The sequence below is a fragment of the Micromonospora parva genome, assembly GCF_040649675.1.
Classification (GTDB): domain Bacteria; phylum Actinomycetota; class Actinomycetes; order Mycobacteriales; family Micromonosporaceae; genus Micromonospora; species Micromonospora parva.
This window is the reverse complement of the sequence record NZ_JBEZFX010000001.1, coordinates 484,944-508,297: the sequence shown is the minus strand read 5'-3', so window position 1 is coordinate 508,297 and position 23,354 is coordinate 484,944. Positions and strand designations below refer to the sequence as shown.

The 23,354-nt window shown below is 71.8% G+C and carries 13 protein-coding genes and 5 tRNA genes; 9 read left to right on the top strand and 9 right to left on the bottom strand.

From position 1 onward, the window contains the following. Nucleotides 1-4: 4 nt before the first annotated feature. Entirely contained in the window at nucleotides 5-673 is a 669-nt protein-coding gene (locus AB0C03_RS02215) for a class I SAM-dependent methyltransferase (RefSeq protein WP_030336114.1), read from the bottom strand. 150 nt (nucleotides 674-823) lie between these two features. On the opposite strand from AB0C03_RS02215, the gene AB0C03_RS02210 reads away from it, so the two are divergent. Continuing rightward, nucleotides 824-1,714: a hypothetical protein gene (locus AB0C03_RS02210; RefSeq protein ID WP_307857889.1), complete on the top strand. Its 891-nt coding sequence runs from the start codon at nucleotides 824-826 to the stop codon at nucleotides 1,712-1,714. A 190-nt stretch (nucleotides 1,715-1,904) separates the two neighbouring features. Here the strand turns inward: AB0C03_RS02210 and AB0C03_RS02205 are convergent, their stop codons facing one another. The 3 genes from AB0C03_RS02205 to AB0C03_RS02195 form a co-directional block, all read right to left on the bottom strand. After that, entirely contained in the window at nucleotides 1,905-4,835 is a 2,931-nt protein-coding gene (locus AB0C03_RS02205) for a M36 family metallopeptidase (protein ID WP_357633658.1), read from the bottom strand. 140 nt (nucleotides 4,836-4,975) lie between these two features. Beyond that, nucleotides 4,976-5,557: a TIGR03086 family metal-binding protein gene (locus AB0C03_RS02200; RefSeq protein WP_357633655.1), complete on the bottom strand. Its 582-nt coding sequence runs from the start codon at nucleotides 5,555-5,557 to the stop codon at nucleotides 4,976-4,978. Nucleotides 5,558-5,626: 69 nt separating this feature from the next. Next, nucleotides 5,627-6,229 (bottom strand): TetR/AcrR family transcriptional regulator, encoded by a 603-nt coding sequence (locus tag AB0C03_RS02195; RefSeq protein WP_030336107.1) that lies wholly within the window; start codon nucleotides 6,227-6,229, stop codon nucleotides 5,627-5,629. Between the two features lie 387 nt (nucleotides 6,230-6,616). On the opposite strand from AB0C03_RS02195, the gene AB0C03_RS02190 reads away from it, so the two are divergent. The 4 genes from AB0C03_RS02190 (at nucleotide 6,617) to AB0C03_RS02175 (ending at nucleotide 13,811) form a co-directional block, all read left to right on the top strand. Beyond that, nucleotides 6,617-6,689: transfer RNA gene (locus tag AB0C03_RS02190), tRNA-Gly, on the top strand. A 34-nt stretch (nucleotides 6,690-6,723) separates the two neighbouring features. Beyond that, a tRNA-Cys gene (locus AB0C03_RS02185) sits at nucleotides 6,724-6,794 on the top strand. Between the two features lie 13 nt (nucleotides 6,795-6,807). Next, nucleotides 6,808-6,882 (top strand) — tRNA-Val (locus tag AB0C03_RS02180). A 593-nt stretch (nucleotides 6,883-7,475) separates the two neighbouring features. Continuing rightward, nucleotides 7,476-13,811 (top strand): carboxypeptidase regulatory-like domain-containing protein, encoded by a 6,336-nt coding sequence (locus AB0C03_RS02175; RefSeq protein ID WP_357633651.1) that lies wholly within the window; start codon nucleotides 7,476-7,478, stop codon nucleotides 13,809-13,811. Nucleotides 13,812-14,118: 307 nt separating this feature from the next. On the opposite strand, the gene AB0C03_RS02170 is transcribed toward AB0C03_RS02175, so the two are convergent. Both AB0C03_RS02170 and AB0C03_RS02165 read right to left on the bottom strand, forming a co-directional pair. Continuing rightward, nucleotides 14,119-14,586: a winged helix-turn-helix domain-containing protein gene (locus tag AB0C03_RS02170; protein ID WP_210866465.1), complete on the bottom strand. Its 468-nt coding sequence runs from the start codon at nucleotides 14,584-14,586 to the stop codon at nucleotides 14,119-14,121. Nucleotides 14,587-14,732: 146 nt separating this feature from the next. Continuing rightward, a complete protein-coding gene (locus AB0C03_RS02165; protein ID WP_051708774.1) occupies nucleotides 14,733-15,467 on the bottom strand; it encodes a GNAT family N-acetyltransferase in 735 nt (244 codons plus the stop codon). Nucleotides 15,468-15,583: 116 nt separating this feature from the next. Between AB0C03_RS02165 and AB0C03_RS02160 the strand changes: the two genes are divergently transcribed. Together AB0C03_RS02160 and AB0C03_RS02155 are read left to right on the top strand one after the other, a co-directional pair. Beyond that, nucleotides 15,584-16,165: a TetR/AcrR family transcriptional regulator gene (locus AB0C03_RS02160; protein WP_210863095.1), complete on the top strand. Its 582-nt coding sequence runs from the start codon at nucleotides 15,584-15,586 to the stop codon at nucleotides 16,163-16,165. Nucleotides 16,166-16,260: 95 nt separating this feature from the next. Continuing rightward, complete coding sequence (locus AB0C03_RS02155) at nucleotides 16,261-16,638, top strand: isocitrate lyase/phosphoenolpyruvate mutase family protein (protein WP_081883999.1); 378 nt, start codon at nucleotides 16,261-16,263, stop codon at nucleotides 16,636-16,638. Between the two features lie 134 nt (nucleotides 16,639-16,772). On the opposite strand, the gene AB0C03_RS02150 is transcribed toward AB0C03_RS02155, so the two are convergent. Continuing rightward, nucleotides 16,773-17,015 carry a DUF6458 family protein gene (locus tag AB0C03_RS02150; RefSeq protein ID WP_030336096.1) on the bottom strand — a complete coding sequence of 81 codons (243 nt, stop codon included), beginning with the start codon at nucleotides 17,013-17,015 and terminating at the stop codon, nucleotides 16,773-16,775. Nucleotides 17,016-17,163: 148 nt separating this feature from the next. On the opposite strand from AB0C03_RS02150, the gene AB0C03_RS02145 reads away from it, so the two are divergent. Both AB0C03_RS02145 and AB0C03_RS02140 read left to right on the top strand, forming a co-directional pair. Continuing rightward, nucleotides 17,164-17,236 (top strand) — tRNA-Gly (locus AB0C03_RS02145). 30 nt (nucleotides 17,237-17,266) lie between these two features. Then, nucleotides 17,267-17,341, top strand: a tRNA-Val gene (locus AB0C03_RS02140). 85 nt (nucleotides 17,342-17,426) lie between these two features. Here AB0C03_RS02140 and AB0C03_RS02135 read toward each other — a convergent pair. Further along, on the bottom strand, nucleotides 17,427-20,186 hold the full coding sequence (locus AB0C03_RS02135) for an FtsX-like permease family protein (RefSeq protein WP_357633647.1): 2,760 nt from the start codon (nucleotides 20,184-20,186) through the stop codon (nucleotides 17,427-17,429). Continuing rightward, nucleotides 20,183-23,350 carry an FtsX-like permease family protein gene (locus AB0C03_RS02130; RefSeq protein WP_357633644.1) on the bottom strand — a complete coding sequence of 1,056 codons (3,168 nt, stop codon included), beginning with the start codon at nucleotides 23,348-23,350 and terminating at the stop codon, nucleotides 20,183-20,185. The genes AB0C03_RS02135 and AB0C03_RS02130 overlap by 4 nt, the downstream gene beginning before the upstream one ends. Nucleotides 23,351-23,354 lie beyond the last annotated feature (4 nt).

Here is a 23,354-nt window from a genome sequence, read left to right as displayed (position 1 = left end):
CACGCTAGCCGGAGGCCCCCGGCAGCCCGGTCCGCAGCCGCCAGACGGTGGTGCGCTTCACCCGCACGCTCTCCAACGCCTCCGGCACCGGCACGTCGTACGCGGCCAGCTCGTCGAACCGGTCCCGGGGCAGGAACGCCCGGCCGGGGTCACCGACCAGCGCCGGCGCGCCGGCCCGCGCGGCGCGCAGCAGGAACCGCAGCACCCGACGGGCCATCGCCTCGCTGTAGAAGACGTCACCGGCGAGCACCACCTCGGCGTCCCCGGCGTCGCCGTCGAGGATGTCGCCGAACTCGGCGTCGACGCGTACCCCGTTGGCCTCGGCGTTGAGGGCGACCGCCGCCACCGCCAGCTCGTCCACCTCCACCGCGCGCACCGACGCGGCGCCCGCGCGGGCGGCGGCGATGGCCACCAGGCCGGAGCCGGAGGCGAGGTCGAGCACCCGGCGGCCGGCGACCAGCTCCGGATGGTCGGTCAGGTAGCGGGCGAGGGCCTGCCCGCCGGCCCACGCGAACGCCCAGAACGGCGGCGGCCGGTCACTGGAGAACTCGCCCTCGGTCAGCTCCCACAGCCCGATCGGCTCATCCGCCTGGTGCAACAGCACCTCGGGCACGAAGGGGACCGGGGCCAGCCGCGCGTGCAGCCGGACGAAGGTGCTGGAGAGCTCGGACACCGCGTGATTCTCCCAGCGGCCCGACTGCCGGCGTGTCGCGGGGGAGTGGTGAGCGGTTCACCACTGTCGGTGAAAACCCACCCCGTCCTTGCCGTCCGGTGCGAACACACCCGTCTGGTCCGGCCGTCGTCCCGCTTCTAGCGTTGCCAGGTGGAGGCGACCGAACGGAGGACGGCGGTGGTGACGGTGTGGCGGTACGCGCTGCGGGCAGGGGTGGTGCTGGCCTGTCTGAGCGGGGTGGAGCTGGCGGCGGCCGCCCCGGCACAGGCGGCCTTCACCACCGAGATGAGCGGCCTGCCGGGCCGGTTCACCGCCGGTGAGCAGGTGCGGACGATCTCCGCGGTGGTCTCCCAGACGGACCGGCGCGGCGGGTGCGCCAAGGTGCGCTGGTCGATGGTGCTCACCGTGCAGGGCCTCCGACTCGACCAGGTGAAGATGGACCGGGTGGAGGAGACCGGCGACTTTCCGCTGGAGATCCGTACCGAGGGTGACGTGGCCCGGTTGACCGACCGGCAGCTCGACCCGGGCACGCTCTGCCCGGGGCGCACGGTCACCGCCCGCTACCGGGTGGCCTTCGACGAGGACGTCACCCAGGGGCGGGTCACCCTCGCCGCCGAGGCGTACGACGCCAACCTGCGCCTGCTGGCCCGGCAGACCGCCACCCGTTCGGTGGTGGGGGTGGGTGGCGTCCCGACCAGCAAGCCGAAGCCGACGAAGAGCCCGCCGGAGCCCACCGAATCCGCGAGCGCGCCGACCGACGACGAGAGCGCGGCAACGGAGGAGCCGGCCGCCGACTACCCGGCCGACGCCGTACCACCGTCGGCCGACCGCCCGGTGTCGCAGTCCAGCGCGTTCGGCGTGGTGCAGGTCGCGTTCCTGCTCGGCGGGCTGCTGCTCTTCCTCGGGGTGGGGCTGCTGCTGCGGTTGCGGCAGCTGACCCGGGCCGCCGCCGGGGAGACCGGCGACGCCGATGACCCCCCGGTGGACCGGCGCTGGGAGCGCCCGGCCGTCGCCGACCCCTGGCGCCGCGCACACCGCTGATCGCGGCCGGCGTGGGGAGCCGTCCGGCGGTGTCTGGCCCTTGGCGCCGGGCGCACCGCTGATCGCGGCCGGCGTGGGGAGCCGTCCGGCGGTGTCTGGCCCTTGGCGCCGGGCGCACCGCTGATCGGAGGCAGTGGGGCCGGCGGAGTACCGCCGGCCCCACTGGGTCACTTCCAGAACGTCTGGAACGTCACTTCGAGAACGCCTGGAACTCGGCGATCCTGACCTGGCTCCGGGCCGGGCTGGCGGTCGCGCAGTCCGTCGTCGTGGCCGGGTCGTCGTCCTGCTCACCCGCGTAGTGCGGGCCACCGGTGCACTGGCTCGCCAGCACCTCGAGTCGCAGGTGGGTGGCGAGGGTGGTGGGTACCGCGAACGTCCGGAGGTTGATGTCCCGGCTGTACGCCCGGTACGCCCCACCGGGGAACGCGTCCGCCGCACTGGTGTAGATGCGCTGCCAGCGCGCCGGATCCGCGCAGTCGGTGGTCGTCGCGTTGCAGGCGGACACCGCGAACGAACGCAGCGCGGTGAGCGCGTTCTGCGCGCCGGTGTCGGCGTCGCCGGTGATCGCCGGGCGCAGCATCGCGCTGACGTTCACCCGCTTGACCGTCTGCGGGGTGCCGCCGGGCAGCGCCACGGTGAGCTGCCGGCCGGCGACCCCGTCCAGGGACGCCCAGTTCGTCGCCTCGGTGTCGTCGACGACCCGGTCCAGGTTGACCCCGTCACCGCTGATGGTGGCGCCGGACGCGGCGGAGGCGAGGTTGCGGCTCATCCGCAGGTCGACGTACCCGTCCTGGCCGGCCTTGGCGACCACGCTGAGCCGCTGGTGCCCGAAGCCGGGGGCCACGGCGAGCAGGTCGTAGGTGCCGGCCACCATCTCCACGGTGTCCGGGATCGGCGTCGCCGGGTCGGTGTCGGCCACCGGCACGGCCCGCGCCTCGTACGCCCCCACGTACACCCGGATCGGCGCGTCGGCGCTGTCTCCCCGTGGGCGCAGGGTGAGCGTCGCGTTGCCGCCGCGCGGCGAGGCGAAACTCGGCGTCGGGTCGGTGTCGCCGGCACCGTTGGTGGCGGCGTCGCGGCCCATCCCGGAGCGGGCGAACTCGGCCCAGATCAGGTCCTGGTTCGCGCCGCCGAAGCGGAGCAGGTCGGCGGTGAGCATGTTGTCCCGCATGTCGAGCATGCTGACCTGGCTGGCGGCCTGCAACAGGAACGAGTCGAAGACCAGCTGCGACCAGCGTCGGTTGCCCGGGCACTGATCCGCCGCGACCTTCCCCAGTGCGCAGTGGAGCTGCCGTTGCGGGGTGCCGAGGCCGTACCGTTTGACCAGGGCGGAGCGGACCCGGAAGTTGGTGGCGCCCCAGATCTCCCCGTCGGCGTGCACGGCCGGGCCGGCGGTGTTGTAACCGATGTCGGAGTAGTTGAGCGGGCTGCGGCTCAGGTCGTAGTTGCGGATGCCGCTGACCAGGTTGCCGGTGACGTAGCCACCGGTGATGAAGGGCGTCTCGCCGGGTGCGCGCAGCCCGTGCTGGAAGAGGTACTCGGCGGCGAGCAGGTCGCCCCACGACTCACCCATCGACCCGCCCTGGTGGCCGCTGATCCCGCTGTCCGGGCCGGCGATCATCCGGTTGGTGATCGCGTGGGTGTACTCGTGGCCGATCACCGTCATGTCGTAGTCGCCGTCCACGCACGGCGGGTACGGCCCGCCGGCCTGCGGCTGCCAGAGGTACATGTTGGTGGTCGGCGGCAGCCCGTCGCGCGGGGTGCCCTGGTTGGCGTTGTTCCGGTTGCCGCTCAACGCGCCCTGCTGGGCACGGCCCTGCTCGGCGTCACCGCCCAGCCCGGACGGGGTGAGGTTGACCGCCTGGAGGTTCCACGCCGACTCGGTGAAGCCCAGCTGGTACGACCAGTCGTGCATCCGGTTGTGCATGGCGAAGAGGTTGGCGATCGACGCGTCCGCGTCGTTGCGCTGGGCGGAGGTGAACACCTCCGGGTTGCACTTCGCCTGGTGCCACTGGTCGGTGAAGGGGTACTCGTAGCGGCGTTCCGGGCTGGTGGGGGCCGGCACGACCGGGGTGTTGGCGCCCCAGGACAGCACCGTGTTGGCCGAGTTGCCGCGCGAGGTGAAGGTCGGCGTGCCGGTGGCCGCGTCGACGTCCCACGGTTGGCCGGTTGCCGGGTCGCGCCAGGCGGCCTGGCAGCCGGGGGTCGGGTCGCCGCACCAGCGCACCCGGGGATCCTGCCCGGGGCCCAGGTCACGGGGCGGAGTGGCCGGGAAGACCGCCCAGCTCGGGTTGTCGGAGTCGTAGTCGACCAGGTCCTCGCGAACCAGCACCTGCCCGGTGCTGCCGTCCACGTAGCTGGTGAACGCGGCCGGATGCTCGGTGTCCGCCCCGATCATGGTCACCTCGTAGGCGGTCCGGGGCCCGTCCAGCGGGGTGGGCACCGCCACCTGGCGGATGGTGTGGCTGGCCACCGCGTCGGCGGTCAGCTTGGCGTCGGCGAGCGCGGCGGCGTACGCCTGCTCGGGTGTGCGGGTTGCCGGGGCCGGCGTGCCGGTGTCGCGGGCCAGCGAGGAGCTGACCGAGAGCACCGCGCCGTCGGCGACCGCGAGGGTGACCAGGCCGTCCGGCCCTGCGGGCAGGTCGCCGAAGCGTTGCCGGAGGGTGACGACGGTGCCGCTGCCGATCGGTCGGACCAGCACCCGTTCCATGCTGGCCACCGTGGCGGCGTCCACGCCGAACAGGTCCTGGTTGGCGGCCAGGTAGGCGCGGGCGGCGGCCTCCGGGTCGGCGGGCAGCCCGCTGGCCAGCGGGGTGCGGCCGGGGCCGAGCGCCTGTGGGGTGCCGAGCCGGTTCCACCGGACGTCGGGGTCGACGACGCGGGCCAGGCCGCGTTGGCGGGCGTCAGGTGCCGCCGTACCGGCGCGGTTGTCGGCGTCGGCGGGGGTGTGCCCCTCGGCGAACGGCCCGGACCGGCGCTCGGCGGATGTCGCGCCGCCGGTGGGGGCCGCGGTGCTCACGCCGGTGGGGAGCAGCGCGGCGACCGTCGCCGTCGTCGCCAGGATGGCGATGAGCCGGCGTCGACGCCGGCTCATCGGGGGTGACCACTCCGGTTGTGGCACGGGACCTCCTCGTGGGAGCGGGATGGCCGGCGAGCCGCCGACCACAGATGCGCGGTGACGCATGCGCATCTGTGGATATCAGTCTCCCGAGGTCACGGCAAGGTCCGCAGCCGCTGTCACACGAACAGATCGAGATTCGCTCAGGCGCTCGGCGCCCAGTCGGGGTCGCGGCCGAACGCGGCCAGCAGGTGGTCCTGCTCGTCGGCGTCGTCGGGCACCCGTACGCCGGTGTGCACCAGGTTGTTGCGCTGGTAGGCGTCGATCTGGCCGGCGAACCACCGGGCGGCGGCGTGCACCACGTCCGGGTCGAGCTGCGGCTGCGCGCCGATCGCCACCGCCACGTCCCAGCCGTGCACGAGGTGCTCGGCGAGGAGTTGCTGGAGGTATTCGGCGGCCGGTGTGTCGCCGCTGGAGAGGTGCACGGTGCGGTCGATCGTGCCGGGGTGGGTGGCGGCGATCTCGGCCTGCGCGGCGGCCTCCCGCGCGGTGGCGATCGGGTCGGCGCCGAGTAGGTCACCGTCGAGGCGGTCGCCGACCTCCTCGATGGTCCGCCCGGCGAGCAGTGGAACGCTCCACCGGTCCTCGGTCACCACGTGATTGACCAGCGTGCGGACGTCCCAGTCCGAACACGGTGTCGGGTCGGACCACTGGCCGGGCTGGATCTGGTCCACCCGGTCGATGAATTCGGCCAGGCTCCGGCGGTACGCCTCCAAGAGGTCCATGCCGCCGATTGTTCCGGTCGACGGGGCGGACTGAGTCCGTTTTGCCCGGCTCGGTGCGGGGACCGGTGCTCAGTCGAGGTCGGCCGGGTCCAGGCCGAGCTCTCGGGCGGTGACCAGCCGGACCCACTCGCCGAACTGGCGGCGGGAGATCACCCGGTCGTGCACGGCGAGTTGGACGGCGAGGCCGTCCATCACCGCGCTGATCCGCCACGCGGCCCCGTCGGCGTCGGCGCACTGGAAGGTGCCGTCGGCCACCCCGGCGGTGATCACCGCGGCCAGGTCCTGTCGCCAGCGCAGGTCGAGGCGGCGGGAGACCTTCTCCAACTCCGGGGTACGCAGGGATTCCGACCAGCCGTCGATCCACATGGACCAGGAGGTCGCCCTCCCGGCCGGGGTGTAGAGCTTGAGGATCCGGCGGAGCTTGGTCAGTGGCGGGGCGGAGGAGCGGGTCACCGCGTCCAGCCGGGCCAGGTCCTGTTCGACCGCGTACGCGAAGGCCTGCGCGAGCAGCCGCTCCTTGGTGGCGAAGTGGTAGAAAACCAACGCCTGACTCACGCCCGCGGCATTCGCCACGTCCGCTGTCCGGGTGTTGGCCAGACCGCGCTCCACGATCACGTCGCAGGCGGTGCGCAGCAGGGCATCCAGGCGGATCTCGGCCGCACGTCTCGTCACGACCGTTACCGTAGCCCATCCGACTGAACACGAACAGTTACCACCGCGCGCCGATCCACACCGTGGCAGTCGGAAGCCGGACACTTCTTTTGGGTGTCGTCGGTCGTTCCACGGAGAGTGTTCACCGAGGTCCGCTGCCCAGTGCCGGGGCGTCGAGACGTCGATGGTCAGGTATGCGACGCGATGGTGACGATCATTGCCGAGGAATGTCGGAGTGTGACGGTCGGTGCTGGATTCAGACACCAGGCCAGCCACCTAGGAAGCTGGTCGGGGGTGACTCCGCTCCAGCCCCGACCACCCGGGACGCGCCGAGGCGACCCCGAGTTGGCAGTCAAACACCTACTCGGCTAAAGTTCTCATCCGTCACCCGGGAACGTCCGGGGGCGTGCGGACGTAGCGCAGCTGGTAGCGCATCACCTTGCCAAGGTGAGGGTCGCGGGTTCGAATCCCGTCGTCCGCTCGGAGCTGCCGCCACGTATGACGGGGGCAACCTCGGTGGGGTGGCCGAGAGGCGAGGCAACGGCCTGCAAAGCCGTGTACGCGGGTTCAAATCCCGTCCCCACCTCGGCAACAAGCACGGGCGATTGGCGCAGTGGGAGCGCGCTTCCTTGACACGGAAGAGGTCACTGGTTCAAACCCAGTATCGCCCACCAGAGGAGAACGGCTCGTCACCGGAAGACCCGGTGACGAGCCGTTTCGCTTGTGATGCTCCTGACATGGGAGTGACGCGGAGCCCTGGCCCTTCAAAAAGTAGGTGGGCACCGCTGGGCGCATGTTGTTGTCCGGCCCTCTTTCACGGTCGGAAGTGCTCCCGCTTGCTGGGTGTGCGGCAGGCAGTTTGCTAATGCGTTAAAAAGCTCTCATATTAGGCGCTTAGGCCCATGCCTCTCGAGGCGACTGAGATGGGACCCGGTGGCCAATGGAAGAGGCCAGCACTAACTGTGAATAATTGACAACCTTCGGTATTGACGGCGATAACGGCGCTACTTAAAATGATCAAGCCGTAGCGGTCTGACACACGGGGGCTTCAATGTTCGGTCGCGGTCGCTGGTTCCTGCGTGCCCGTCGTACGGCTCCTCGGGCCGCTGGATGTGCGCTGGTCGCGTTTGTGGTGGCGGCCACGTCGGTTGCGCTGCCGGTGTCCCCGGCGTCGGCGCGACCCGCCCCACCAGCTCGTGCGTCCTGTGTGGATGTTTCCACTGATGCGTCAGCGGCCAGGAAGATGGTCGATACCTGTGGTCGTCGAGTGGAGATTCTCGCTGAGCGTACGGAGTACTCGCAGACGTTCCTGAACGTTGACGGGTCGCGGACGTTGGAGGAGGGAATCGAGCCGGTTCGGGTGCGGAAGGGTTCGTCGTGGGTGCCCGTGGACACGGCGTTGAAGGTGACCGCGGAGGGTGTGGTGCCGCGGGCGACGGTGTTGCCGGTGGTGTTCTCGCCGGGTGGTGACGGGGTGCTGGCTCGGGTTCGCGATGGTGAGCGTGAGTTGGGTATGTCCTGGCCGGGGAAATTGCCGGCGCCGGTGGTGGAGGGCGATTCGGCGGTGTATCGAAACGTGCTGCCGGACGTGGACCTGCGGGTGACGGCCTTGGTGTCGGGTTTCTCCGAGGTGTTGGTGGTGCGTACGCCGGCGGCGGCGGCGCATCCGAAGTTGGCGGCGGTGCGCTTCGGTCTGTCGACGAAGGGTGTGACGGTCACCGCGGCTGAGGGTGGCGGGCTCGCCGCCCGGGATGGCAGTGGTAAGAAGGTCTTCGAGGCGCCGGCTCCGTTGATGTGGGATTCCACGCCGCTGCCGGAGGCGGCCACGTCACCGGGACCGGATCAGACGCCGACGAAGAAGTCGGACGCGGCACGGGTCGGCCCTGATGGGGCAGGCAAGCCGTCCTCAGCGCCAGACACCGCGGCGAAGACCCCCTCGTCACCGGCCGGAACCGCGCCGCAGGGGGCGCGGCAGGCGGTGATGCCGGTGAAGGTGACCGGCGGTGAGTTGACGGTGGTGCCGGACCGGAAGCTGCTCACCGATCCGGGCACCAAGTATCCAATCTTCATCGACCCGTCCTGGACGGGCGGCATCGCCGGCGGCGAGTGGACGTCGGTGTGGAGCAAGCATCCGACCAGTTCGTTCTGGAAGAACTCGACCGCCCTGACCAACGGCGGGACGAACGGTTCCGCGGGCGCGGGCCGGACCGAGGACTGCTCCGGCTGCGCCGACCACATCATCCGATCGATTTTCCAGATGGACACCAGCGCGGTGCGCGGGAAGTACATTCTCGACGCGAAGTTCCGGATCGAGCAGCGGCACTCCTGGACGTGTAGCCCGGCATCCAACGCCAAGTTGTGGATGACGGGGCCGATCTCGTCGGGTACGACGTGGGACAAGCAGCCGGTCTGGGACGGTAACTACACCGCGCAGACCGCAGCGAACCGGAAGAACGGCGCGGTCCACGGCTGCGCCGGGCCGGGCACTGTCGAGTTCAACGCCACCGCGATGGTGGCACATGCGGCGGGTGCCAACTCGTCGCGTTTGACCATGGGGTTGCGTGCGGTGAGCGAGGGGACGTTGAACCAGTGGAAGCGGTTCAACCACTCGTCGCCGAAGCTGGCGATCACGTACAACACGAAGCCGGGCGCGCCCTCCGATCGGTTGTCGGACGGTAAGACGTGTGGCACCGGTGCGAATCGGCCGTATGTGTTGACACAGACGCCGATCCTGGCAGTCAGGCATTCGGATCCGGATTCGTCGCAGCAGTCGTTGACGACCTGGTTCCACTGGTGGCCGTTGGGCGGGGCGCGTAATGACACGGACAAGGTGTCGCAGGCGTCGGGTAACCCGTCGTCGGTGTCGAAGGCGATTCCGGCAGGAAAGCTGACCGATGGTGGGACGTACGTGTGGCAGTCGCGTACGTATGACGGGTCGCATTATGGGGACTGGTCGGGGACGTGTGAGTTCACTGTCGACGCGACGCCGCCGCCGACACCGGGGCCGGTGACGTCGTCCCAGTATCCGGCGGATGGTGCGCCCCGGGGTGGGGTCTCGTTCGCCGGGACGTTCAACATCGCGCCGCCGTCGACGCGTGCCTATGAGGTGAAGGAGTATGCGTACACACTCGATTCGGGTGTGTTGACCGCAGCCGCAACGGTGCCGGCGCGAACCACGGACTACGGGGCGTCGGTGACGCTTTTCCCGCGTCACGATGGTGTGAACGTGTTGTGGGTGTGGGCGAAGGATCACGCTGGTCGATTCTCGGCGACGCCGGCCACGTACACGTTCTCGGTGCGCGCGGGCAGTGGCCCTGCGGCGCAGTGGGAGTTCGACGAGGCGACTGGTACGGCCACCGACGTGACCGGGCACGGTAACACCGTGTCGCTGTCCGGGTCCGGGGCGGACCGCGTGACCGGGCGGGCCGGTGTCGGCAAGGCGCTGGTGCTGGATGGCGCCCAGGGCAATGCCTCGACCGGGGGGCCGGTGCAGTATCCGCACCCGGATACCGGGGTGATCACCCCGGTTCGTACGGACAGCAGCTTCACGGTGACCGCCCGGGTGCGACTGCCTGCTATTCCGAACTGGCACAAGGCGGCGGTCGCTGCTGATGGCGCACGGACCGCGCCGTTCTGGTTGGGGTACATCATGGGGGCCAACCGGTGGGGCTTCCAGATGAACGAGGCCGATGCGGACCAGTCGGGCGGGCAGAACATCACATCCACCGCTGCTCCGGTCATCGGTAAATGGACCCACCTGGCCGGTGTGTACGACGGAGGTACGAAGACCTTCCGTCTCTACGTCGATGGTGTGCTGCAGCCGGGCACGGGGACGGTCACCGCAGGTTTCAATGCCACGGGCCCCTTACGCATCGGGGCGATGATGTATGCGGGGATGTTGGGGCACAACTGGCCCGGTGACATCGATGACGTGCGGATGTACAACTTCGTCGAGACGGCGGCGAGGATCGCGGAGCTGGCGGTGCCGTTGCAACCGGTGCTGACGTTCCCGAACGGCACGAATGCCACCGCTGGAGCGCAGATGTCAGTGACGTTCAGCGCCGGTGGTGACACCAACGTGACGAAATTCCGGTGGAGTGCCGACAACACGTCGCTGGCCAACGAGGTGATCGCGTCGGCGCCCGGCGGAACGGCGACCGTGTCGGTGCCGGTAGGCGCGATCACTGGTGAACGCCCGTTGTACGTGGTCGCGGTCGATGACGGCAACCGGGTCAGTGGCAGGACGCAGGGAAGCTTCGTCGTGAAGCCCGCCACGATCCTGTCCGGCGTGGCGATCGATGTCATGACGTTCATGCCGGTCGTCGGAGCCACGGTCAGGCTGGAACCCGGTGGCCTCCAGGTGGTCACCGGCAGCGACGGCGGATACTCGTTCTCCGGCTTCGCCCCCGGCACATACACGGTGTCGGGTGTCAAGGGTGGCCGGTGCGGGTTGTCGGGCAGCCAGCAGTTGCTGGTCGATGGACAGGGTGTGTGGCTGGACCTGTACCTGTTCCCGTACTCAGATGATTCGGGGTACACCTGCGCGGAGCAGGCGAACAGTTTCACAGCGGCGAATGACACAGTGGTCGGGTTGTCGGGGGACAACGCGGTGACCGCGGTCGGGTTGCCGTTTGCTTTCCCGTTCTACGGTCAGGCGTACCGGTCGGCGTGGCTGGATACGAACGGGCTGTTGTCCTTCACGGACCCCGGTGGTTCGCATCCGTACACAGGTGGGTCGTTGCCGGCGCCTGCCGAGCCGAACGCGGTGGTGGCACCGTTCTGGGACGACCTGGTGGTGGACGCCTCGGCGAGTGTGCGGACCGCGACCACGGGTACCGGAGCTAACGAACGGTTCGTGGTCGAATGGCGCAACGTGCACCGGAAAGCGTCGACCGCGCAGCGGGTGTCGTTCGAGGTGATCCTGGCGCCGGACGGCACGGTGACCACCAACTACGACAGTCTTGACGGCGCGGTCGAGCAGGGAGCGCAGGCGGCGGTCGGGATCGAGGCCCCGGCCGGTGCGGACGGGCTGCGCTACTCCACAGCCGAGGCGGTCCTGGCCAGCGGCCGGGCGATCGTGTTCGGCCGCCCGGAGACCGCCAGTCCGCTGGCGTTGCACGACCTGTCCGGCACGCTGGTCAACGCGGCCGGCGCCGCGGTGGTCGGGGCGAGGGTGACCCTGGACCCGTCCGGTATGTCGACCGTCACCGGCGCGGGTGGGGCGTGGGCGTTCGACGACCTGGTCGCTGACAGCTACGCCGTCTCCACGGTGCCGGACACCAGATGCGGGAGCAGGGCCCGGGTCCAGGTGGAGTTGAACGCCAACCTCGTCCGCAATCTGCAACTCGGCCCGGACTACGGCGGCCTCGGCTACGCCTGCACGGTCGGCGCCTCCGGCTACGTCGCGGCGTCAACGGTCATCCCACTGACCGGCGACGACGAGTCCACCTCCGTCACCCTGCCGTTCCCGATGCGATACCACGGCGGGACCTACTCCACGGCTGCCGTGTACACCAACGGACTGCTGAGCTTCCAACCACAGGACGATCCGTTCGGCTGGTACGGGTTCCTGCCAGACGGCGACGCGCCGAACGCCGTGGTGGCCCCGTTCTGGGAGGACCTGGTAGCCGACGAGTCCTCCAGTATCCGTAGCCAACTCACTGGTGTCGCGCCGAACAGGTCGTTCGCCGTGGAGTGGCGCAACATGGCCTTCTACGACGGATCTGACCGGACGACGTTCGAGTTGGTGCTCCACGAGGACGGGCGGATCGTCTTCCACTACGGCGAGATGACATCGCCGAGACAACGTGGCGATGCGGCCGTGATCGGCCTTGAGAACGGTTCCGGCACCGTCGCGGCGGTCTTCTCCGCCCATGAACCGTCGCTGACGTCCCACTCGTCGATCACGTACACGCCTGCGGCGTCGGGGACGATCACCGGCACGTTGACCACAGCGGTGACCTCCACGCCTGTCGCCGGGGCGACCGTGACCATGAGCACGACCGGAACGACCGTCACCACCGGCGCGGACGGCGGCTACCAGTTCACCAACGTGCCGGTCGGCGAGTACGTCCTGATCTCCTCGACCAGCGACAACCGCTGCGTCGGCCAGTCCGCCAGGCAGGTGGTCAACCATGCCGGTGGCACCTCGGATGTTGACCTCTCGGTGATGGTCGACGGGGACGAGTTCGGCTACACCTGCGAGACCGGACCACGGACCTTCATCCCCGGCACCCAGATCGAGGTAGCTCCCGAGGAGGATGAGGACCACTGGCAGGTGAACGCGCCGTTCCCCGTCAAGATCTACGGTGAGTCGTACAACTCGGTGTGGCTCACCTGGAGCGGTGCCGTCGTCTTCCGGCACCCCGGCGACCTCCGTCAAAGCCAACCGATACCGACCCCGGGGCCCAATGATGAGCCGGAACCCGTGGTAGCGGTCCTGTGGGACGACTGGGTGGTCGACGAGTCGGCCGCCATCGCCACCGCCGCACGGGGCACGGCTCCGAACCGGCAGTGGGTGGTGGAGTGGCGCAATGTGCACCACTCCAGCGACCCGACGGTGCGCGCGTCCTTCGAAGTGATCTTCGACGAAGACGGCACCATGACCTTCGCCTACGCCGATATCGATCCAGCCAACATCGTCGAGCGGGGAGGCAGCGCCACCGTCGGGATCCAGAACGGTGCCGGCACCATCGGCTTCCAGTACCTGCACCACGACACCCTGCTCACATCCGGTCAGGGTGTGGTGTTCCGGCCCAGCCCTCCGGGCACCGGTGTCGTCTCCGGCATCGTCAGCTGCCAGGGCGCCGCGGTACCGGGCGCGACCGTCACCACGGCGGGCCTGGCCGCGACGACGGCACCCAACGGCACATACCAGATCGAGGACGTGCCAGCTGGCACGCACGCGATCACCGCCACGCTGCACGCGGGTGCCTGCAAGGGCTCCTCCGTCGAGTCTGTCGACGTCGGCTCGAACACCCAAAGAACTGTGGACTTCCCGACCACGACGACCCCGGCCGGTGCCGGATACACCATCGCCGAGCAGCCGATGGTGCTCACCCCGGTCACCGGACCGGCGCTACCGCTGACGGGCGACGACGTCTATATCCCGATCACCCTGCCATTCCCGACCACCCTGTACGGACAGGGGTACGCCAATGGCTGGCTGGACATCAACGGCTATCTGAGCTTCGTCGATCCGGGCGAGTCCCACTCGTACCCCGACCGTCTTGCGGAGCCGGACGGCTACTACGGGCCCGACGCGGCCATCTATCCGTTCTGGCACGACTGGATAGTGGACGACGACGCTGCCGTGCGTGCGGAGATCCGCGGCACCGGGTCAAACCGCCAGTACGTCATCGAATGGCACAACGTCCTGTCCCACGTCGACGATCTGACCCGGGTCTCCTTCCAACTGATAATCCACGAGACCGGCGGATACTCGTTCGTCTATGCCGATCTCGACGGCACGTTCCAGGAAAGGGGCGGCGGCGCTGTCATCGGCATCGAGAACGCCGAAGGCACCCGCGCACTCCAGTACGTCTACCGCCAACCGGTGCTCCGACCTGGCATCGGTTTGCGGATCAACCCGCCCACGTCCTGATTCGTCCACCCGCCCCCAACCCGGGCCAACGCTCGGATTCGTACGGCCCGTGTCCGCACCTGGATCACGGACCTGCTGAGCCGAACGACTCCCGGGGCCACCGACGCTCGCACTGAAATACACACGGCCCGCTCGTGAGCCGAATCGGTCGCGGACCCTCGACCCACCTCGGTTGAGGGTCCCAGGACCGACCTACGAGGGACGATCACGAAAGACCTCGGCGAGCACCTGATGGACCTGGCCAGAGGAGAACGGCTCGTCACCGGAAGACCCGGTGACGAGCCGTTTCGCTTGTGGTGCCACGTCATCAGTCGACGCTGAGCCGGTAGCCGACGCCTCGTACGGTGTGCACGCGCAGGACGTCGTCGGCGGCGCGCAGTTTGCGACGTAGCCGCTTCACCGCCGAGTGCAGGGTCGACGTGTCGCCGAGGAACGCGCAGCCCCAGACCGATTCGAAGAGCCGCTCGTACGTCCAGACGCCGACCGGGGCGGTGGCGAGCTGGGTGAGCAGGTTGCGTTCGAGTCGGGTCAGGGCCAGCGGTTCTCCGCGCCACGTCACCCGGTGCTCAAGCGGGTCGATGGTGAGGTCGCCGAGGCTGATCTGACCGGCCGCGCCGACAGGTGCGCCGGCTGCGACGAGGGCGGGCGTGGGCGCGGCGGTGGAGGTGGCGACCCGGGCCGGGCCGCTGATCACCGGTCCGCCGATCATCGCCTGCAACTCCGCGAGGTCGGCGCAGATCACCAGGGTGCCCAGGCCGTTGAGGCGCCGGACCATCCGTTCGCGCACCGACACGTCAGCGGTCACGCAGAACACGAGGGACACATCGTCGATCACTGTCGTACCTCCCCAGGCGACAGTAAAAGACAACGCTGTCTGAACCGCGTAGTCAATGGTTTGCGCCGGCCGGCGCCCGCTCGTCGTCAGAAGGTCAGCAGGCGGAACTCGCCCACCGGCCGGAAACCGAGGCTGCGGTAGACCGACTCACCGATCGCCGACGAGGTGAGGGCGGCGGTGCGGACGCCCCGCTCGGCGGCCAGATCCAGGGCGGCCCTGGTCATGGCCGCACCGATGCCCCGGCGGCGCTGCTCCGGCTGGGTGCCGACGAAGTAGAGCGTGACCAGGCCGTGGCTGATCCAGGCGACGGCCGTCGCGACGACCCGACCGTCATCGAGGTGGCCGGCCAGCCGGAGCAGCGTGCCGTCGCCGGTGAACGCCTTCTCCCGTTCGATCGTCGCCGCCACACCGTCCGCCGGAATTCCGGACACCCGGGCATAGGCCGGGACGAACGCGGCGAGGTCGGCGGTCTCGGCGATGTGCACGCCGGCGGGCGTCGGCACATCGGCCGCCTCCCCGATCTCCACCGTCATGATCGGCATACGGGCGACCTCCACCGCGCCGAGGGAGATCAGGGCGTCCGCGCTGCCGGCGTCGCTGTCCGGGCCGACCCACCAGATCCGGGGTACGCCGTGCAGGCGTTGCCGGGCCTCGGTGAGCGCGTCGTGCGGGGTGCGCCCGGCTACCCGCAGCACGCCGTTGAGCGGCGCGTGCGGCACGTCACTGCGGTAGGTCGGGAGGTCCGGGCCTCCGGTGACGCCGATGTTCCACCCGAGCAGGTACGCCCGGTGCGCGGCCAGCACCGTGTCGAGAGGCTCCATGATCTGGATCGTAACGCGGTGGCCGGCACCTGCCCCGAGCAGGGGAAACGGCCGGCCCGGCGGCTGTGACCGGCGGTACTTTGTCGATCGTTCCAGATAGTGGGTAGGGTTCGGTCATGGCACGCACCCGGGAGTTCGACCTCGACGCCGCGGTCAACGCTGCCATGGACGTGTTCCGGAGAAAGGGTTACGAGGGCACCTCCATGCGTGACCTCTCCGAGGCGACCGGCCTGGGCAGCGGCTCGATCTACGCCGCGTTCGGCAGCAAGGACGGCCTCTACCTGGCGGTGCTCGACCTGTACCGGCAGCGCTACGCCGCCCCGATGGTCGATCTGCTGCGCTCCGGCAACGACGCGCGAGCGGTCATCCGCGAGGTCTTCATCGGCGCGGTGGACGACATCACCGGCGACGGCCGGCACCTCTCCTGCCTCATCGTCGGCGCCTCGATGGAACGCGCGCACCAGGACGTGCGGGTCGCCGAGCGGCTCCGCTCGACCACCCAGTCCCTGGAGTTGGCGCTCTACGACCTGCTCGCCGAGGCCCAGTTGCGAGGTCAGATCACCACCGACCGCAGCGCCACCGACCTGGCCGGCTTCCTGGTGACCAGCCTCCAGGGTCTGCGCGTGATGGGCGCCATCACCCCGGACCGGGCGGCGCTGACGCGGTACGCCGAGGTCGCGCTCACCTGCCTGGACTGACCGCTCACCAGCGGGCCGCCCGGTAACCCGGACCTCGGCGAGGTCGGTGCGGGCACTGAGCAACGACCGGCCCCTTCGGTGGGTCACCACCAGGCCTGCCGCTCTTCGTCAACGCCCGGATCGACACGTTCCTCAGCGGCGCCGGGGGCGTCGACGAGACGCTGACCCGAGCGTATGCCTACCTCGCGGCCGGCGCGGACGGCATCTTCGTGCCGGGGGTGGTCGACCCGGCGACCATCCGAGAGCTGGTGCGACCGGTGCCGGCGCCGCTGAACGTGCTGGCCGGGCCCGGTGCGCCGACAGTGCCGGAGTTGGCCCGGCTGGGGGTGGCCCGGGTGAGCCTCGGCTCCTCGGTCGCGGAGGCCGCGTACACGGTCGCCCGCCGCGCGGCGGATGAGGCGCTCGGCGCGGGCACGTACGGCGCGCTGGCGGACGCCCTCGACTACGGCACCCTCAACGCGCTGATGCGCTGAGCGGTGTGGCTGCGCCGCGCGCTGTCCGGCGTATCCAAGGTCGTCGTGCGCCGAGCCGGCCGTCCCTCAGCGGGGCGACCGGCTCGGCGTCACGGTGATCCGGGCGGCGCCGTCAGCGGCGCCGGGGGGCCGGGTCACAGCGGCGGCGCGATGTCCCGCCGTTCCTCGACCTGGCGGTACTCCACCGGCTGTTCGGTGGTGGTGACCACCTGACGGCGGCGACCCCAGATCAGCGTGGTCATGATCAGGCCGAGCAGCCCGGCGCCCATCAGGATCCAGCCGACCACGTCGAGGTTGATGCCGCCGACGCTCGCGTCCAGTGCGAAGGTGAGGATCGCGCCGAGCGCGATCAGGAAGATGCTGGTGCCGATACCCACGACAGCCTCCTTAAGGGGGTGTGGTGCGCTGTCGAGCCCTTCAGTACCCCGGTGGCGACCAGCGCAACCGCCGACGGGCCAGGGTGCTGTGCCAAGCGATCTTGGCATCGGGTAGAGTTCACCTGTCGCCGACGCGAGTCGGGGACGTGCGGACGTAGCGCAGCTGGTAGCGCATCACCTTGCCAAGGTGAGGGTCGCGGGTTCGAATCCCGTCGTCCGCTCGCGATCCGCCCCCCACGGGGGGCCACCACGGGCGATTGGCGCAGTGGGAGCGCGCTTCCTTGACACGGAAGAGGTCACTGGTTCAAACCCAGTATCGCCCACCATCTCCACCGGCACATCGACTGGCCCGTTACCGGACATCCGGTGACGGGCCTCGGCGTTCCGGCCCGCACCACCGGGGGCGTCTGTTCACTCGCCGGCGCGGAGCACCTCACTGAGCCGGTCGCGTCGCCGCAGCGCCGACTCGACCGGGACGACAGTGGCGGCCACCGCCAGCAGCACCACGCCCACCAGGCCGAGCAGCCACCACGGCAGGACCGTCGCCGGGTCGCCGGGCTGGCCGGTGAGCAGCCGCAGGTCGAGCGGGCCGAGCGTCAGGCGGGCCAGCAGTGCCCCGAGTAGTGGGCCGTACCCGGCGGTGACCACGACCGGCGGCAGCAGCTCTCCGGCGGCGACCCAGCGGGCGTCGCGGGGCCGCAGGCCGAGGGTGCGCAGCCGGACCAGTGTGTGCCAGCGCTCCGACGTACCGGCGGCGGCAGCCAGCAGGAGGCCGAGCAGCCCCAGCGCCACCAGCACCGCGGCGGCCGTCCACGCCAGCCGCAGCAGCCCCGCGGTCAGCGGAGCCACCCGCTGCGCGCGCAGGACGTCCGCGCGCAGCACGACGTCGGCGGCGACGCCGCTGTTCGTCACGGCCCGCGCCGCGCCGGGACCGGTCACCCAGACGGTGTTCGCCACGGCGGGCAGGCCGGCGGCGGCGAGGGCCGTGGCGTCCACGACGACGACGTCGCCGGCGCCGCCGACGGCGGGCGCGGTACCGACCGCGGCGAGACGGATCGCCGGGGCGTCGTCGCGGGGTAGCTGCAGCCGGGCGGCGGTCCGCAGTTCGCTGTCGTTCGACAGGACCAACGCCGGTACGTCCCCGGGGGTGGGAGCCGGTGCGGTGAGCCGGGCCAGCGCCGGCGCGTCGGGCAACGGGGTGGTGGCCAGCAGGCGCTGGAACGCGGCGGCGTCCACGACGACCAGGCGGGGCGTGAACAGCGTCGATTCGGCGAAGACGCGCGCCGAGTCGGTCACCTGCGCGACGACGACCTGCTGCACCCCGGGTGCGGCGGCGACGCGTTCGGCCAGTGCGGGCGTCGCCGCCTGCGCGTCGGTGCCGAGGTCGAGGCGGGCGTCGGCGCCGACGGTGCTCCACGCGCCGTCGGCCAGACCCCGGGTGACGGTGCTGCCGAGGATGAGCGCGAACGACGCGAGCGCCGTGGCGCTGACGAGAACCAGCAGCGGCAACGCGCGCCCGGCCGTGGTGGCCGCCCGGGCGGCACTGAACACGGCCAGCGGGCGACGCGAGCGCAGCGCCTGGCGGAGCGCGAACCGCGCCCCGAGGGGCAGCAGCCGGAGCAGGACCAGCGCGCCGACGAGCCCGCCCAGAGCGAGGGCGCTGATCGGCAGGACCAGGTCGCCGGTCAGCTCACCGGTGTCGCCGTCGGCGGCGTCGGGCAGGAGCCCACGCTGGTGCAGTGTGACGAACCCGGCGACCGCGGCGATCAGGACAGCCGCCTCCACTGCGGCGCGGCGCAGCTGACCGGTGACCCGGATCCAGCGCCGAGCGGCCGGGTTGGCGGGCTGGCGTCGGTCGCGGCTGGCGCGGGCGGCGGCGAGGGTGCCGAACGCCGGCCCGGCGACCGCGCCGGCCAGGACCACGGGAACGGCCCAGGTCCAGGAGACGCCCGGAGTGACCGCGCGGGCGAGCGCGAGCCCGACGGCGGCGGCCGACACCGACACCACTGTGGACTCGATGGTCAGCTCCGCGGCCAGGTCGGGTAACGCCGCCCCGCGCTGCCGGGCGGCGCCCAGCGCCGGGGTGCGGCGGTGGACCAGTAGCGCGGCGGCGAGCAGCAGGACCAGTACCGTGACGGTCAGGATCCCGGTGAGCAGGACGGCGGCCTGCGCGGAAGCGGCGTTGCCGCGCGTACGGGCGTCGCGCAGTGTGGTGTCGAGCTGCGATTCCCAGCGCAGGGACCCGTCGCGGGCGCCTGATGAGCCGGAGGCCGCCTTGAGCGCGACCACCTGGTTGGCGAGCGCCGCTGTGGTGTCCCAGGTGAGCGCGCCAGGTTCGGGGGCGAAGTGGACAGTGCGCCGCAGTTGGTCCTGGTCGACGGCGAGCCGGGCGTCCGGTAGCGACTCGCGTGACAGCAGGCCGGCGAACCGGGTGATCCCCACACCGTCAGCGCCGGGCAGGGGGCCCAGGAGCGCCGGGGCGAGTCGCCAGGTGCTGTCGGTGCTGTCCGCGGGTCGGTAGATCCCGCTGATCCGCACGTCCCTGTCGCGTCCCTGGCCGTCCTTGACCGGGAGCCGATCGCCGGGGCCGAGGTTGAGTGCGGCGGCGGCCGTCTCGGCGAGGCCGACCTGCACCGGCCAGGGCGGCCCGTCGTAGGGGGCTTCGACGGGCTCGTCGGGGAAGGGCGAACCGGGCGCACTACCGGCGATCCAGGTCACCGCCGGGCCGTCGCGGTCGCCGGCCAGGTAGGTGAACTGGAAGGTACGCGGCACGCTGCCCTCGGTGATGCTGAGGATCGGGCCGCTGACGACGGCGACGGGCGGGAGCAGCGCGGCGTCCAGGTCGGCCCCGAGCGCGTATGTCGCCCGGGCGCGGAAGTCCTCGACGTCGTCGGCGAGACCGGCGGTCCGGATCCGCCCGCCGTTGGGGCCGTCGTCGCGTTCCCAGTCGGCGTGTACGAGGACGTTCGCGTCGTTGCCGGCGCGGCGGACCGCGTCCTGGACGGCGTCGTCGGCGGCGGCGCGCAGCAGCGCCGGCACGGCCCCGGCGAGCAGTGCGACGGCCGCGATGACGGCGGCGGTGAGCAGCAGCGGACCAGCGTCGGCACGGGCCCGGCCACGGATGCTCGGCCAGTGCGGCGCCGGCCACCGGCGGGTCAGCCACCGGTTCACGGTGCCACCCGCAGGTGCGCGGCGTCGGCCCGGCGGACCTGGACGGTGACCACGACGGCGACCGCCAGCAGGCAGCCGGCCAGCAGTACGGCGAGCAGTGCGGCCTCGGCTGGCCACGGCCAGTGTGGCTGGGCGGCCGGGATGGGCGCGGCGCCGGTGTCGGAGCGTACGAGCAGGGGAGCGACGACCCCGGTGGCGAGCGCGCCGACGGCCGCGCCCGCCGCGAGCAGGGGCAGCAGCACGCCGGCGTGCTGGCCGAGCAGCACCGCCCGGATGCCGCGCCGGGACATTCCCAGGCCGCGCAGCCGCGCCACCTCGACGGCGCGGACCTGCAGGTCGCAGGTGACGTGCAGGACGACGCCGGCGAGCAGCAGCAGGGCCGCGGCCGGGACGATGAGCCGGAGCGCGCCCGGCACCCCGGCGCGCAGCGGACCGCCGATGAGGCGGGCGGTCTCCGACTCACGGGTCGCGACGGTGCCCAGGTGCAGGGCGGTGGCCCGCTCGACGGCACCGGGGCCGGCGGGGTGACCGACCCACCAGGCGTCGACCGGGAACGTCAGGTCGCCGGTGACGGCGCGGGCGCGCGACAGCATGTCCAGGTCGGCCAGGACGGCGACGGCGCCCGGGGCGGACGGCACCGTCGGCACGACCTCGGTGACGATGACCGGGACGGGCGTGATGCCGACGGTGACGCTGAGCGTGCTGCCCGGGTGCGCACCCACCTCGCTGGCGAAGCGGGCGGAGACGGCGACGGGCACCGGGCCGGGGTCCGGGAAGGCGGTGGCGACGAGGGTCCGGGCGGCGTCCGGGGCGCCGTCGAGCTCGACGGTCGCGGCCATCCGCAGCGCGGTTCCGGCCGGTGTGGCGGACAGCGTGATGCTCGGGTCGGTCACCTTGTTCGGCACCGGCGGCGCGGACGTCGCGGTCCAGTCCGATCCGTCAGCGGGTGTCTCGGTCGACCCGGCGGACGGCACGGTGAGCGTGACGGCCACGGCGACGGTGCCGCCGGCCGGGTCGGCGACGACCGGCAGGGCGACCGCGACGAGGCGCAGCCCGGCAGCGGTCGCGCAGCTGGGCAGCCGCAACTCCCGGCCGTCGAGCGGGAGGGCGGGACCGGTGCAGGACGTGCGGAGGCCGGTGGCGTCCTGCAGCAGCAGCCGGGGCGTCACGGCGAGCGGGGTGTCGCCGGCAGCGGTTCCGCTCAGGACGAGCGGGGCGTTGGCCGCGACGGCGAGGCCGGTGACGCGGGTGGGTGGGGCCAGCGTGGCACCCAGCTCCGCCCAGCCGCGGTCGCCGTCCAGCCGCCCGCGCAGCAGCGCGTCGGCGCGGGTGGTGTCCACGGCGACCAGACGTGCCGGATCGCCGGCGGTGCCGAGCCACTGACCGACGGCGGTGCCACGGTGCAGGACCGGGCTCACCGCCCCGGCGGTGGCCGCGCTGACGACCGCGCCGTCTCCGGGCACCGGTGCCGTGCTGAGGGTCAGTGCCAGGTCGGTGCCGACGGACAGCGCCCCCTGGTCGCGCTGCGACTGGTGCCACGTGCTGTCGAAGGCGACGCCGAACGTTCCGGCCGCGCAGGCCAGCCCGACGAGCAGCCCGGCGGCGACCGCCTGCGGCCGGCGGGCGGCCTCGGAGAGCGCCAGCGGAAGCGCCAGCCCGCGGGCGCGGTACGCCAGCCGGTCGGCGCCGCGCAGGGCGGGTAGCACCACCCGGAGCGCCAGTGCGGCGCCGGCGGTGAGCAACAGCGCCGGCGCGAGCACCCGGACCGCGTCGGCGCGGGGGCTGGCGGCGGTGGGCTGCGCGTACAGCTGCCACCAGCCGGCGGCGGCGAACACCGCGAGCACCAGGTCGGCGCCGGAGCGGGCCAGCAGTTCCCGGCGGGTACGCCGGTCGCCGGCCGCCGGGGCGGGCCGGACCGCCAGGACGGTGAGTACGGCGGCGAGCGCCAGCGCGCCGCCGACGACCGCGAGGACCTGGGCGCCGGTGACGCCCGGCCCGACGGTCAGGCCGGCGCGGTCCAGCGGCGGCAGGTGGGTCAGGCCGGCGTGCACCACCGACGAGGCCGGTGTCGCGAGCGCGGCGGCGACGGCGGCGACGAGCCCGGCCTCGAGTGTCGCGGTGGCGGCGAGTTGGCGGCGGCTGGTGCCCAGGGCGGACCGTAGGGCGGTCTCGTCGGCGCGCAGGTCCGCGGTCAGCCGGCCGGCGAGGACGAGTGCCGTCGCGGCCAGGACACCGCCGAGGACGGCGATGGCGAGCACGACGGCGGCGGTGACGTGCTGCTGGTCGTCGGCTGCCCGCACTGTCGACGACAGGTCGGAGGAGACCCGGGCGAGCTGGACGCGGTCACCGAGGGTGCCGGCCAGCCGGCGGTCGGCGCTGCGGATGGCCCCGGCCACGGTCTCCAGGTCGCGGCGGTTGGGGTTGGACAGGTCCGGGTGGGCGGTGACCTCCATCCGATCCACTGTGGCGCCGGTGTTGACCAGGTCGGCGAGGTCGACGAGGAACGGGCCGTAGGCGTTGACCGGCTGCATGAAGCGACCGTCGCGGTAGCCGATGGCCGAGCCGGCCGCGGCCAACGGGTCGCGGTCCCAGCCGCGCCCCGGCAGCGGGCGAACCACGCCGACGACTGTCACATCGACGGCCGGGACGGGGGCGTGGGCCAGTTCGGCGCCGAGGCGCACCTGGCGACCGGGGGTGAGGCCGAGCAGTTGGGCGGTGGACTCCAGCAGCACCGCGTCGCCCGGGTGCCGCGGCCAGCGTCCGGTGATCAGCTCGGCTCGGGCCGGCAGGTCGTCCAGCCCCGACAGGTACGCCTGGGCCGGCACTGTGGTGCCCGGGGCGAGCGCGGGCGGCAGCGCCCGTAGCACCGTCGACGCCCGCGCGGTCGTCGTCGCGGGGAACGGTGCGAGCGCGGAGGTCACCACGGCGCGGGTGTCGGCGGCGACGGAGCGCGCGTCCGGGCCCTCGACGGTGCCGGTGTAGACGGTCACGTCGACGGCGGCGGGGGCGGCGTCGGCCATGGCGATCTCCAGTGCCCGCTCGGCGGTGCGGGTGACCAGCAGGGTGCAGGTGCCCAGCAGTGTCGCGCCGATGGTGACGACCCCGAGGAGGGCCGCCAGCAACGGCCACTGCGCGCGGGCGCGCCGGCTGACCAGCCTCAGCATCGAC

Bases quoted from the DNA above. Each gene is read 5' to 3' on its own strand.
- AB0C03_RS02160 (WP_210863095.1), top strand. From the start codon at position 15,584: ATGGCACGCACCCGGGAGTTCGACCTCGACGCCGCGGTCAACGCTGCC.
- AB0C03_RS02200 (WP_357633655.1), bottom strand. From the start codon at position 5,557: ATGGACCTCTTGGAGGCGTACCGCCGGAGCCTGGCCGAATTCATCGAC.
- AB0C03_RS02165 (WP_051708774.1), bottom strand. From the start codon at position 15,467: ATGGAGCCTCTCGACACGGTGCTGGCCGCGCACCGGGCGTACCTGCTC.
- AB0C03_RS02170 (WP_210866465.1), bottom strand. From the start codon at position 14,586: ATGGTCCGGCGCCTCAACGGCCTGGGCACCCTGGTGATCTGCGCCGAC.
- AB0C03_RS02130 (WP_357633644.1), bottom strand. From the start codon at position 23,350: ATGCTGAGGCTGGTCAGCCGGCGCGCCCGCGCGCAGTGGCCGTTGCTG.